The sequence below is a fragment of the Dolichospermum sp. UHCC 0260 genome (assembly GCF_009711985.1).
GTDB classification, from domain to species: Bacteria; Cyanobacteriota; Cyanobacteriia; order Cyanobacteriales; family Nostocaceae; genus Dolichospermum; species Dolichospermum lemmermannii.
The window spans coordinates 14,517-27,113 of sequence record NZ_VIKZ01000028.1; the positions used below are offsets into that span (position 1 = coordinate 14,517).

Here is a 12,597-nt window from a genome sequence, read left to right on the forward strand (position 1 = left end):
GTTTTAACGGACTTGAGTTATTAGCCCTGATAGCGAAGCGTCGCGTAAGCCATACTTTAGTTCTGGGTGGATTATGTTTAGAACGAAATAGCCCTGGACATTGAGTATTTTTCTTGTTATTCTCATGGTAAGGTCGCGGTAGAAAACCAAAAGTCTTCAATACTCTGGATGATTTGGAATAGCTGACTCAGATTACGAGGTTTTGTAATGTAGCAGTTAGCGTGTAAGTCGTAACTATGAAAAATGTCATCTTGATTTTTTGAAGTTGTCAAAATGACGACGGGAATGCGTTTTAGTTGAGGATCAGATTTAATTTCTGCTAATACCTCTCTCCCATCTTTTCTGGGTAAATTCAAATCTAATAAAATTAAATCAGGTCGTTGTGCATTAGCATATTCTCCTTCTTGATGGAGGTAATTCATAGCTTCTACACCATCCCTAACTGTGACCACTTGATGAGGTAATGAACTGGTTTTTAAGGCTTCTTGAATGAGACGAACATCAGCTTTATTGTCCTCCACTAAAAAGATAATTTTGTGTGTTCCTGTCATTTCGATGCTCATGATCACAACCTCTGACGGGAATGGTAAAGTAGAAAGTTGTACCCTGACCGAGTTGGGACTCTACCCAGATTCGTCCCCGATGACATTCGATGATTTTTTTACAAATAGCCAAACCCATTCCTGTACCTGGATATTCGTCTCTAGTGTGTAAACGTTGGAAGATAATAAAAATGCGATCGCTAAATTGTGGATCTAAACCAATTCCATTATCTTGAACTGAAAATAACCATTCATCCTCCAATCTTTTCGCACTAATATGAATCTTTGGTAGTTGACTGCTGCGGAATTTGATAGCGTTACCAATGAGGTTCAAAAATAGCTGAATTAATTGTGTTTCATCAGCCATAACTGTGGGTAAAGGATCATGGGTAATAATTGCGCCGGTTTCCCCAATGCGTTGACGTAAATTCTTCAAAGTCCGATTTAAAGCTGTTTCTACTTCGGTAACTTGAAAAGCAATTCCTAATGTATCTACTTTGGAATATGCGAGTACATCATCAATTAAGTTCTGCATCAAACTTACACCTTCGACAACATAACCAATAAACTCTTTTGCATCTGCGTCTAGTTCTGATTCATAGCGCATTTCTAAAAGTTGTACATAATTACCTACTTGATTGAGTGGTTCTTGCAAATCATGGGAAGCGACATAGGCAAATTTTTTCAATTCTGCATTAGAACGTTGTAGATCTTCAGCTAATTGGGCTAATTCATCAGCTTGACGTAAGACAATATTGATGATTGATTTTCGCAACTCCAATGCAGCTTTGATTTCTACATTTTGCCAGGGTAAAGATGTTAACTGCACTATTTCTTTCCATAAGTCAAATGATTTACGGGGACACAAACGGACATTTCCTTCAGATTGATCAACTGAAAAAGCCTGATGGGGATTTCCACCCCAATTTACAGTTTGAATGACTTCTGGTCGAAACCATAATACATAATTTTGCTTGGAAATGGGAATAGCTAATAAACCACTAGCGACATTTTTAAAGCTGATCGCGTCTGGATAAATACTAGGTAAGGAATTTGTGGAAAATACCTCATCTTTGACATTATTTCTCAGCCATTCTCCTAAAAAATTCAGTTCTTCCTCTTGAGGAGTATTCCCAATCAGAGTATACTTTCCAGCAAAATAGATTGCTGCACCTTCAGCATTAGTTAAATTGAGCAGATTTATTTGATTTTTGACTAAACCATCAATAAAGTTCTCTTTTTGAGACATATATTCAACCAATAGTGATTGAACTTGTTTTAAACTTATTTGATAGTCGTAGTCTTCTGTTTCTTCCTTTCCAGAAATTTCTGAAAATATGATTCTTCCTAAAAATTCACAGGCTTTCCGTAATTCATAGGAAACGTATTTAGGTGATTGATGATGACAAGCAATTAAACCCCAAAGTTTGTGATCTTTAATTAAGGAAATTGTCAAAGATGCAGCCACGCCCATATTATGTAAATATTCTAGATGACAGGGTGCAGGACTTCTGAGAATTGAATTAGTTAAATCAATTGGTTTACCGCTAACTGGGTTAATTTTAGGAAAAAGTTCGGCTGATAATTGAACGTTTGTATCGGGAATAACTCTAATAGAATTTTCTAGAAATAATTGTCGTGCTGGCTGAGGAATATCTGATTCTGGATAATGTAATCCTAAATAAGACTCTAAAGTAGCTATTTTTTCTTCAGCAATCACAGAACCATGTCCATCATCACTAAATTTATATAACATCACTCTGTCAAATCCGGTTATTTTGCGGATTTCTTGCACAATTATTTGACTGAAATCACGGAGACTTTTACTTTTTTCTAAGCGATTAATTGAGGATTTAGCTAAATGATAAAAACTCAAGAAAGGAATATTTTCTTGAGATGCTGTAGGTTCTAGTTCTAAGATTAAAAATCCTTCAGAATTACGATAGAAAGTGGCATCAAATATTGTATATTCATCCCCTTGTTTCTTAATCCAAATTTTTGTAGGATTAATAAAATCCAGATTTTCTTCTGACAACCAAAATTTGATTTTCTGGATTTGGTAAGGATCTAGTAAATCTTCTAATTCCTGTTGCACGATATCTTCTGGCGATATGCCAAAAGTGCTGAAAGTATTTTGACTAACTTGTAATATTTGTAAATCTGGCTCTTGTAAGACTAATAAAATTCCATGAGGTTGAATTTCACTAGTTAGATGTATCGCTGCTTCTTTTAAGCTGGTGATATTAATATGCTGCTGCTTGACATTGATATCCATAAAACCCTTTCCCTATAATTTTGGAGCATAAAACCTGTAGGTTTAATCTAAACTCCTCACACCTCTAAAAATCACCATTGATTTAGTAGCCTTGATAGTGGCAAAGCCCATAGTCCTAGTTGCCCTCACCCACTATTTTCACACAATTTAAATATCTGTTACCTAATATATAGATAAGAAATGTAAAAGAGAAGATAATCAAAGCCACAGTCTTTGTGTACATATATTAAGAAATTTCAATTTTATGTGTGGCTGCACAAAATCATGAAATTAATTCGTCTTTGCATAATGAAGGTATGAATTGTGTTTCGCTCTAATTTCATACTTCAAGTCAGCAATGCCATTAATTCATTAGGCATCTCCGGTAATTAAATGTGCGTGGTTTGAAACCCTTGTAGAGACGTTCTATAGAACGTCTCTACATTCATTTTCGGAGATGTCTATTAATTTATCTGCGTTTATCTGCGTTTATCTGCGTTCAATCTTTCACTATTCCTACTTTTAACTAAATCCAGGAACTAAACCACATCCGCATTCTATAACCATCAGGAGACATGGGTAAACCTAGATAAATAGGCATCCAGAAAATAAAGGCAGCGACAATGATAAAAGTTATAGTCACACCTACTGCCCGAATTTGCCGATAATAACTAAGTAGACATTGATCAACAAACCAAGCGATCGCTATGAATGTAAATACAACCGCAGACATATAATGATAGATGAAAGTACACCTTGTTACCTCCACCCAAGGGAGGAGATTAGCTCCATAATTTATGACTAAAAATAAGCCAATCCAAGTATCAATGGTGAGATTTTTCGGGATAAATAACCGCTTTTTTTCAATTATCGGCATCGTAATTGTGATGATTACCATACCAATTAAAAAGATCATTGCAGCTAAACCAAACCACCATAAAAAAGGATTCCCCATAGCATGAACATCATAAATTACTTTACCAGCACCATCAGGTAAGGGCGGTCCAAAGACAGGTAAGGAATTCTTGGTACTTTGAGCAGTTTGATAATAATAAGCCATTGGTCGAGTTAACAATGGCCATTTATACCATGCAGCGCAATAAGGATGAACGCTAGGACTATTTCCACCTAATTGGAGATGAAAGTGTAAAATTTGTTTATGAACTTCAATAAATCCATATCTTTTATCAAGTTGGAGATGAGGAATCCAAATCAGACTATAAATAACTGCCGGAATAATTCCTAAATAGGAAAACATCTGCCAAATATTTATTTTTGTCAGATTTTGCAAGGGTAATTTTATGGTATCAGTTGGGGAATTATTAGGGTGATTAAAAAAGTGTAAATAAGAAAATAATGGCACGCGAGATGTATGATCAAATGATTGCAACCAGCGAATTATCCAAGCTGCTATCCATACACCATAAGCACCAGTTAAAAACCATAAACCATTCCATTTTGTGCCAATACAAGCACCAAAACTGATTCCAGAGAGAATTAACCAAAACCACCGTTTTTGCTTTTCTAATGCTAATAATAATAACCATTGTCCGAGTAAACCAAAGATAACTATATAGACATTACTTAAAGCATAACGAGATTCTACTAAAAATAAGCCATCACAAGCTGTAAAAAATCCTGCCAATAAAGCAAACCGATGACGATAACTAAATTGATAAGTTAATAAAGTTATAACTACGGGAATTAATGAACCAGTTAGCGCATTTACCCACCGATAATTCCAAGGAGATAATAAAGAATCTGTGAGACTATTTACAGTATCTCGACCAAGGGGAATGTATTTACTAATCCAAATCCCCAACCCGATCAAATATTGGCTTAATGGTGGATGAGCATTAAAAAATGGTGTATGAGTAAGATAGTTGTTACCAAATTTGGCAAAATAAACTTCATCAAATACTAAAGTATTAAATCGGCTGATTCCCCAAAAACGTAAACTCAAGGAAAGTAGAAATATGCCTATTATGCCTAATCGAAACCAAGTTTTTTTCATGATGTTCTTGAGGTGTTTTTCGAGTTAGGTCCCCGACCTCTCTAAAAAGTCGGGGATCTTGTTGTCCACAAATATAGAATAATAGCTCTAATACAGTCAAAAAACTTAATCTACTATGTCACAATTAGAACGACTGCTAAAAATGGCAGAAGATGAACTTACGGAGTATAGCACTGATGCCCGCAAAATGGAAAAACTCCGCCGCAAGATTAGTTTATCAGTACCATTAGCGGAACAGAGGCAACTAAAAGCGACATTATTAGCTACAATGCCATCTGGTAAAATTGCAGAAGTTGTGGAGGAGCAAAGACAGACGGTGGCCTTGCCATTTTGGGGAATTGCTGGTTTGGGTTTATTATTGGGGATTTCCCTAAATCAACCCATGGGCTTATTAGCAGCTATCGGGGGGACTGTAGCGGCTTTTAGAATTCAAAAATGGGGTTGGCAATTACAGGCAAATCGTCTATTATTACGGACACTAGAAGATATTGAAACCCGGATTTCTCAACCTAGTAATTAAGTGCAAACAACAAATTAATTGAGGAGATAGAAGTTATGACAAAGTATGATTATATTTTCAAATCGAAAGAGCCGATCAAAGAATCATTGAATGAACAAGAAGCCGTAGCGGCAATTGCGGTGATTACCACCATAGTTGATTCTGGCAGTGAAGACATAGATGCAGAAAGTTTAGCTGATATTCTCTGGGAGTTTGAGATATTTGATGAATACTCAGAAGAAGAAATGCTAGAAACGGTGGACAGACTCATAGAAATTGCCGGAGAGGCTGGATTAGGTTCTTTATTTAATGCTGCCAGTGCGGGGATTTCTGATGAGGCAGTTTTAGATGGTTTTGCGGCTGGAGTGATTATGCTTTTAGATGCGGAAAATTTAATTATTCCAGCAAATAAAAAAGTTTTTCTGAAACAACTACAAATAGCTTTAGAATTGGACGATGAAGAAGCAGAAGAAATTATCAAAGAGATAATTGACTCAGTAGAAGCTGGAGATGAGGAAGAATATCTCGAAGAAGAATATGAAGCAGTCATTTTTAATGAAGCTGGTGAACAATTTTATCAATCACCTTTGGGTAACTTTATAGTTCCTATTCCTTTAAATGTTGAACAGGGAGGAAAACTGCAAACAGAGGAAGGAATGGTAAGTTTTTCGGACGATACTGGTACTTTACTCAGAATTGATTATTATCCTCTCTCTCTAGAACAAATTGGTGATCTAGAATCCCAAGAAAATGAAGTATATCTGCATGAAGTTTTGGTAGATAAATATGTGCCTCAAGCAATTATTTCTCATGTTCCTACGGCGGAAGTGAAACATAAAGAATATTGGCAAGATACTTTAGAAAGTTATTACTATGTATTAGTAAATATGCCTCAAGGTTCAACTATATCCAAGCATGAAACTAATGGCAATGGGATGAGATTAGATGCCTATAGAGGATTATTGTCCTTTGTCAATAATGAATGTTTGTATATAGTTAGTAGTCAACGCAGCTTTTTAAATGGTGAAGTACCTGGTTCTATGAAAGCAGAAGCGAAAAAAATGAAAAAAGCTATTTTAGATTTTGTGCGTACGATTGAGTTTGCCTAAATCTAAGGGATAACCCTATTTTGGGCGTAGGTCCTGCGCCCCTAATGGCTTTGGTTATAAAATATTTGGATTTAATGTAGGGGTAGCGCCTCCGTGCCTATCCCGGTATTTGGGGCAACCACAGGGGATTTGCCCCTACAAAATTGATTGGTTTAGTAATTTTGAAAATGTTCAATGAATAGAGTTGGTTGTAGCCAATTTTTTACCGTAACTAATAGCAATAAAGCCGGTTACATACATAAACAAACTGTAAACCGCAGCCGGTACTGCCATATCAGGATTGTTGAGTAGTCCAGCCGTAATTGCGATCGCTAATGTGCCATTCTGAATACCAACCTCGATGGCAATGCAGATTTGTTGAGGAGGATTGAGTTTAAACACCTTGCTAATATAAAATCCCGCCAAGATTGAGATCACATTTAACAGCACAACCGCAACTCCAACTTGGAGAATAAATTCGGGGATACTGTTCCACTCACGAATGATGAGCATGAGTATAATTAGCGCCAGCAAACCAACTGCGAGGCGGTTAGTCAGTTTTTCCAAACGACGGGCAATTTCGGGAAATAGCTGCCCCATTCCCATTCCCAATCCGATAGGCAAAAGCGTCATCAGAAAAATTTGTCCTATTGTTGCCCCAATCGGTAGGGTAATCGCCGCAGTTTCGCCAATGTAGTGCTGGTATGCAAGGTTTCCTAACATCGGAATTGTAAATACTGTAATCACACTACTAAAAGCAGTCAGTGTGACTGAAAGTGCAACATCACCTTGAGCGAGGAATGTAAATATATTTGAGGATGCTCCACCTGGGCAAAGTGCCACTATCATTAACCCCATTGCCATTGTCGGTTGCATGGGGACAACTTTAGTAATGACAAAACCAATAATAGGTAAAAAAATTAACTGACTGATTAAGCCAATTGAGACGGCTTTCGGATATTTCCTTACCCGTTGGAAATCTTCGGGTGCAAGAGATAAACCCATTCCCAGCATAATGATAGCCAAAGCTATTGGTAACATAACTTTAGTCAATAAGCTTGCTTCCATAATCAATTTTGGATGAATAATACAAAAAGATAATATCAGACTCAATGGTGGAACATCTGCAAACTGGTAACTTATGATTAGCGATCGCATAGGACACAATTGCGAGAAACTAAGAATAGGTCTTTAAAATTAGGAGAATCTCATGGCTTGGACTCAAGTTTTAGCTGCTAACGCACTGGCTGCTGGTGCGCGGGAAGTAGTCAAAGTGGGTGATCGCAAAATCCTACTCTTAAACCACGAAAATCAGCTTTATGCTGTAGATGATACTTGCCCTCACTTAAAAATGTCTTTGAAAAAAGGAAAAATCGAAGATGGGGCGATAGTTTGTCCCTTCCACCGCAGTGCATTTGATTTGGGTAATGGTGAAGTCAAAACTTGGTGTCCCTTCCCACCCGTAGTTGGTAAATTACTGTCAATGGTTTCCTCAGAAAAAACCTTACCAACCTATCCTCTGAAAGTGGAAGCAGGCAACATTTTGATTGATGTATAAGTATCTAGGGTAACAGATCCTGCACCCAGGGACTAAGATGCCATAACTCATCTATAGGGGTAAAGCACAATGCTAAACCCCTAAAATTTTCTTGCTAAAAATTAACTAATTTCTGAATATTTAGTAATCATTGTTTTCACATTTAATAAATGTTCTTCAACAATTTCGGGAACTTCGGTATTGGTTGCAATAATTAACTCACCAATAGTATTACTCGCAATTTCATTAATAGCATCAATCAAGAGATTGGGCATAGTAATATTAGCTTCAGCAATTTGTTTAATAGTAGCTCTGGGGTTATCTTGCTCAAGGATAGCTTTCAAAACTTGAATTTCATAAGCGGGGAGATGGTTTAAAAAAGTATCCCATTCCGTTGGTAAAGTTCCTGTGTGATCATGTTTGCCATTTATGGAATCTAATGGTTCTAATAATTCCTCAAAAGGAAATAAATCTAAATTATCTTCTTCATTATCGGGAAATGTTTGGGGATTAATAGTTTCCACTTGTTGCAGTAATTCCCAAACTTGATTTTGCAATAAATCCCGTTCGTCTTGTAAGACAGAAATTTGATTTTGCAGTTGATTAACTTCAGATTTTTGTTCTAATGTCTTATTTTGTAAAGAATTGAGAATAGTTTCAAGATGATATTTAGTTGTACTTGTCTGTACTATTAAATCATCTTGTTTAGCAATTTTCAGTTCTTGAGTTTGAACTTCTATTCTTAGTTCATAAAGCTTTTCTTCTAGTTGTGGCTTGAGTCTTTCCAGCAAAATTACATCATTTCCTAGTTCTTGTCTTTCCTGTTTTAATATATCAATTTGAGGTTGAATTTGGTTAAGTTCGGCACGAGAAGCATGACAATTTATTTCTAATCTCCGCTTTTCTGTGATCAGATTATTGCAGCTATTATTCAGTTCTATATTACTATTTTCTAAATGGACAAATTCATTTTTAAGATTACATACTTCGGCTTCAATTTGCTTTTTCTGAGCAGCAAATGTCCCTATGTCTCGATGTAAACTATCCCTTTGACTTCGACAATCTCCAATTTGGTTTTCTAGTTGCTGAGTTTCTGTATACAATAAATTTCTATATTCTTCTAATTGCTGTATTTCTCTAACAATGCGGGATTTCAATCCTTCTATATCCCGAATGCGTCTCTGAAGAGAACCAATCATCCTCAGTTCATCATTTCTGCGTCGTTTATCAACAAGAAATGCGGCTGCATAGGTAGCCAAAACCGTAATTATCCCAGTGAGAAAGGCTTTAGGGAAATCCCAACTGGGGACGAGGCTTAAACCAAAACTGATACTAAAAGCGGCTATGCCTAAGACAACTTGATAATTAAATATTGTTGATTGGACTTTACGAGGTTTTATGGTACTCAAGTTGTTAGTATTATTAGTAATTAACGTCATTATTCCTCACATTTTCATTGGTAAATATACAGTTATAATTAGGTTCATATTACATGATAAGTGACTTTTGTCATGAGTCTATAGGAAGATTTTTAGTTTCACCAAACACAGCTAAATCTGAGTTTAAAAAGTCAATAAACTGCCTTGCGGTTCTGCCAGAACGACCATTATGCCGAGTTGCCCATTGTAAAGCCTCAAATTCTAAATCTTCGGCAGAAATATTGATGTTTGCGGCTAAATGTTGGACAATTTGTAAATAGGTTTTTTGATCTGCGGCTGTAAAAGTTAATGTTAAACCAAAGCGATCGCTAAAAGATAACTTTTCTTGCATTGTATCCCAACCATGAACTTCATTGTTATCCTTGGGAGCAGGTCTATCAGTAAAATATTCCCGGATTAAATGGCGACGGTTAGAAGTAGCATATACAACTACGTTTTTTGGTCTAGCAGTTAAATTTCCTTCCAAAACTACTTTCATTGCTTTAAAACTATCATCATCTTCTTCAAAGGAAAGATCATCAACAAAAATAATAAATTTCTGGGGAACACCTCGCAACAATTCGACAATTTTCGGTAAATCTGGCAATTCTGACTTAGAAACTTCTATTAAGCGCAGGTTTCTATGACTATATTCATTTAATAAAGCTTTAACTAAAGAAGACTTACCCGAACCACGACTACCATAAAGTAATACGTGCAACGCAGTTTCTCCTGATAATAAAAACTCTGTGTTTTTCACTAAAGCATCTTTTTGCCACTCATAACCCACCAATGTAGACAGTTTCACCGAATCAGCATCAGCAATACCCACTAACTGCCCATTTTGCCAACGAAAAGCCGCATATTTAGCAAATAAACCAGTTCCATGTTGCCGATAATAAGCGGCTAAATCTGCCACAGCATCACCCCAATTCTCTAACTCAGGAATAGATGCGATTAAACCCATTTCTGTCCCCACTGCTTCCGGTTCTCGATACCAAACCACAGGGGAAATAGGTAAATGAGTTGCCATTTGTACCCACTCGCTTAAAACTGCACTGTTACATTCATATAAACTTTGTAGTATTTGCAAGTCATGTTGTCCAGCGACTACTAAAGCTGAGGGTAATTGCCTAAATTCCTGCTGTTGTGCCAATTTACTCAAAGGATTATCCGCAGTGAGAATTTGCTGAATCAGATATTCTTCCCAGGTTTGATGACTACTGGCTAAAGCTTGGAAATAACTACCGTAAGCCAGGAGGCAATCCCGCCCATCTCCATCAGTGTAACGGATGGTTTGTAATAAATTCAGAAACGCTCTGCCTACGTCGCTTTCTAGGACAGATTGGTACAGTAAAAGGGACGCGGCCTGGCGTTGTAGAAATTGAACTGCCGAATAAGATGTAGTATTTGCCGTAAGCATTGCTAGATGATCCATCAATCAACTGAGTAAATTATCTCTCACTATGAGTTTAAGTATAATAGTGACTTTTGACTATGGCATTTTTATCTTAGCTGATTTGATGAAGGAAGAGTAAATTATAACACCCGTGAAAAGTTACATAAAACTTATACCTACAGGAATACAAGTGTAGCCATTTATATATTAAAGTAGAGAGGATTGGGGATGAAAGTAAATCAATACTGATTATAATCAGGATAAATTACTAACATATATACAGAGAATATGGATCACTGACGACTGTAAGTAACCGTTGTTGTCGCTGGATATCTACTACCAATTAATTTGGAAGCAGTAATGTTTTATTCAAGGTGCAAGGCTATACTACAGATATTGTCAAGATCTTATAGTTTCTTCCGTAGATTTGAAAGTAAAAAAATAGCTAATATTGCCATTTTGGCAGGTCTTTCTGACACAAATGGGATATTAGTAGATAGTAGCAATGTTTCGTAAATTTTTTACCATTAACTAAGAACTGCTACAGCCACCTCAATATTGACTGCGGTAATTCTTTAGCCATTAAAATCATTAGGAAATAATTCATGTTATCATCACTATCTTCTCAAAATGTTATCCAGTATCTGCTCAATGCAGGACTGTGTAGCGCGGAAGATGGCGCTGCATATAGATCTGTATTGCCAGAAAATACCAAGAAGAATCGAAATTTACTGGTCATACTGGCAGATAATCGCCAACTGCTGATTAAACAGGAACGGAACATTAATAATGATCAAAGTTCTCATGAACTTTTTAATGAGTCGCTATTTCACCAGTTATTACAGCAATTTCCAGTAATTGGTAATATTGGCGCGATATCATCATCATTGCTCCACTTTGATGCGGAAAATTCTATCCTGGTGCGGAGCTACTTAAGCGAATATGTGGAGTTAGGAAAATTTTATCAACACAGCAGTATTTTTCCCACAGAAATTGCCAGCGCGATTGGTACTACGTTAGCAGGATTACACCGAGCCACGTTTAATAAACGTGAGTATCGTGATTTTATGTCCACTGCGCCCGCAGGACAGTTTCGCTATAATTTTTACAATCCCGCCCAAGGCATACCATCAATAAATCCAGACACATTTGGGACAATTCCCACTGAAGCACTACAATTTCATCTGCTTTATCAGCGTTACGAAAGTTTAGAATCCGCTATTGCTGATTTAGCTTATGAGTGGAAACCATCTTGTTTAACTCACAACGATTTACATCTAAGTAATATTTTAGTTCATTCCCGATGGGAACAGCTAGATAATTGCCTGATAAAATTGATTGACTGGGAAGCTTGCAGTTGGGGAGATCCAGCTTTTGATTTAGGAACGCTATTAGCAAGTTATTTAAGAATTTGGCTGTCTAGTTTAATAGTAGATCCAACATTAGAGTTAGCAGAATCTTTAAGTTTAGCCATGATTCCTCTAGAGGAAATACAACCTTCAATTCTGGCTTTAATCCGGGCTTATCTTGATGCTTTCCCCATGATTTTAGAATATCATCAAGACTTCATTGTGCGGGTAATTAAGTTTGCAGGTTTAGCATTAATTCAACAGATTCAAAATAGAATTGAATGCCAAAAATCCTTTGATAATAGTAACTTATGTATGCTCGAAGTTGCTAAAAGCCTGTTGACTATGCCCGAGCAATCAGTATTGACAATTTTTGGGATCTCCGCAGCAGAAATTTTCCAATCTGTCCCCACATTGCAAAAACTTCCTCAACCCCAAAAGGAACAACAATTAGTCCGTCTTTATTACGAAAAAACTCGTCTGCGCGGTTGTTAGTC

General features: G+C 36.6%; 10 protein-coding genes. 4 read left to right on the top strand and 6 right to left on the bottom strand.

The features are described from left to right. Positions 1-122 precede the first annotated feature (122 nt). From FJR08_RS12585 to FJR08_RS12595, 3 genes are all read right to left on the bottom strand, one after another. Positions 123-563: a response regulator gene (locus tag FJR08_RS12585; protein WP_168633390.1), complete on the bottom strand. Its 441-nt coding sequence runs from the start codon at positions 561-563 to the stop codon at positions 123-125. Continuing rightward, positions 508-2,817, bottom strand: a complete 2,310-nt coding sequence (locus tag FJR08_RS12590; protein ID WP_168633391.1) for an ATP-binding protein — start codon at positions 2,815-2,817, stop codon at positions 508-510. Before FJR08_RS12590 ends, FJR08_RS12585 begins: the two co-directional genes overlap by 56 nt. 505 nt (positions 2,818-3,322) lie before the next feature. Further along, positions 3,323-4,810: a dolichyl-phosphate-mannose--protein mannosyltransferase gene (locus tag FJR08_RS12595; protein WP_168633392.1), complete on the bottom strand. Its 1,488-nt coding sequence runs from the start codon at positions 4,808-4,810 to the stop codon at positions 3,323-3,325. A gap of 115 nt (positions 4,811-4,925) precedes the next feature. Between FJR08_RS12595 and FJR08_RS12600 the strand changes: the two genes are divergently transcribed. Together FJR08_RS12600 and FJR08_RS12605 are read left to right on the top strand one after the other, a co-directional pair. Then, positions 4,926-5,330, top strand: coding sequence for a hypothetical protein (locus FJR08_RS12600; RefSeq protein ID WP_015080323.1), 405 nt, complete (start codon positions 4,926-4,928; stop codon positions 5,328-5,330). A 35-nt stretch (positions 5,331-5,365) separates the two neighbouring features. After that, entirely contained in the window at positions 5,366-6,418 is a 1,053-nt protein-coding gene (locus tag FJR08_RS12605; protein ID WP_168633393.1) for a tellurite resistance TerB family protein, read from the top strand. Between the two features lie 171 nt (positions 6,419-6,589). On the opposite strand, the gene FJR08_RS12610 is transcribed toward FJR08_RS12605, so the two are convergent. Further along, on the bottom strand, positions 6,590-7,555 hold the full coding sequence (locus FJR08_RS12610) for a bile acid:sodium symporter family protein (protein ID WP_148766104.1): 966 nt from the start codon (positions 7,553-7,555) through the stop codon (positions 6,590-6,592). A 52-nt stretch (positions 7,556-7,607) separates the two neighbouring features. Between FJR08_RS12610 and FJR08_RS12615 the strand changes: the two genes are divergently transcribed. Then, positions 7,608-7,955: a Rieske (2Fe-2S) protein gene (locus tag FJR08_RS12615; RefSeq protein WP_015080325.1), complete on the top strand. Its 348-nt coding sequence runs from the start codon at positions 7,608-7,610 to the stop codon at positions 7,953-7,955. A gap of 101 nt (positions 7,956-8,056) precedes the next feature. On the opposite strand, the gene FJR08_RS12620 is transcribed toward FJR08_RS12615, so the two are convergent. Both FJR08_RS12620 and FJR08_RS12625 read right to left on the bottom strand, forming a co-directional pair. After that, positions 8,057-9,373, bottom strand: a complete 1,317-nt coding sequence (locus FJR08_RS12620) for a tellurite resistance TerB C-terminal domain-containing protein (RefSeq protein ID WP_168633394.1) — start codon at positions 9,371-9,373, stop codon at positions 8,057-8,059. 70 nt (positions 9,374-9,443) lie between these two features. Beyond that, a complete protein-coding gene (locus tag FJR08_RS12625) occupies positions 9,444-10,790 on the bottom strand; it encodes an ATP-binding protein (RefSeq protein WP_015080328.1) in 1,347 nt (448 codons plus the stop codon). A 566-nt stretch (positions 10,791-11,356) separates the two neighbouring features. Between FJR08_RS12625 and FJR08_RS12630 the strand changes: the two genes are divergently transcribed. Next, positions 11,357-12,595 (top strand): aminoglycoside phosphotransferase family protein, encoded by a 1,239-nt coding sequence (locus FJR08_RS12630; protein WP_148766099.1) that lies wholly within the window; start codon positions 11,357-11,359, stop codon positions 12,593-12,595. Positions 12,596-12,597 lie beyond the last annotated feature (2 nt).

Coding starts and splice junctions, on each gene's coding strand:
- FJR08_RS12585 (WP_168633390.1), bottom strand. CDS start 563: ATGAGCATCGAAATGACAGGAACACACAAAATTATCTTTTTAGTGGAG.
- FJR08_RS12590 (WP_168633391.1), bottom strand. CDS start 2,817: ATGGATATCAATGTCAAGCAGCAGCATATTAATATCACCAGCTTAAAA.
- FJR08_RS12595 (WP_168633392.1), bottom strand. CDS start 4,810: ATGAAAAAAACTTGGTTTCGATTAGGCATAATAGGCATATTTCTACTT.
- FJR08_RS12600 (WP_015080323.1), top strand. CDS start 4,926: ATGTCACAATTAGAACGACTGCTAAAAATGGCAGAAGATGAACTTACG.
- FJR08_RS12605 (WP_168633393.1), top strand. CDS start 5,366: ATGACAAAGTATGATTATATTTTCAAATCGAAAGAGCCGATCAAAGAA.
- FJR08_RS12610 (WP_148766104.1), bottom strand. CDS start 7,555: ATGCGATCGCTAATCATAAGTTACCAGTTTGCAGATGTTCCACCATTG.
- FJR08_RS12615 (WP_015080325.1), top strand. CDS start 7,608: ATGGCTTGGACTCAAGTTTTAGCTGCTAACGCACTGGCTGCTGGTGCG.
- FJR08_RS12620 (WP_168633394.1), bottom strand. CDS start 9,373: ATGACGTTAATTACTAATAATACTAACAACTTGAGTACCATAAAACCT.
- FJR08_RS12625 (WP_015080328.1), bottom strand. CDS start 10,790: ATGGATCATCTAGCAATGCTTACGGCAAATACTACATCTTATTCGGCA.
- FJR08_RS12630 (WP_148766099.1), top strand. CDS start 11,357: ATGTTATCATCACTATCTTCTCAAAATGTTATCCAGTATCTGCTCAAT.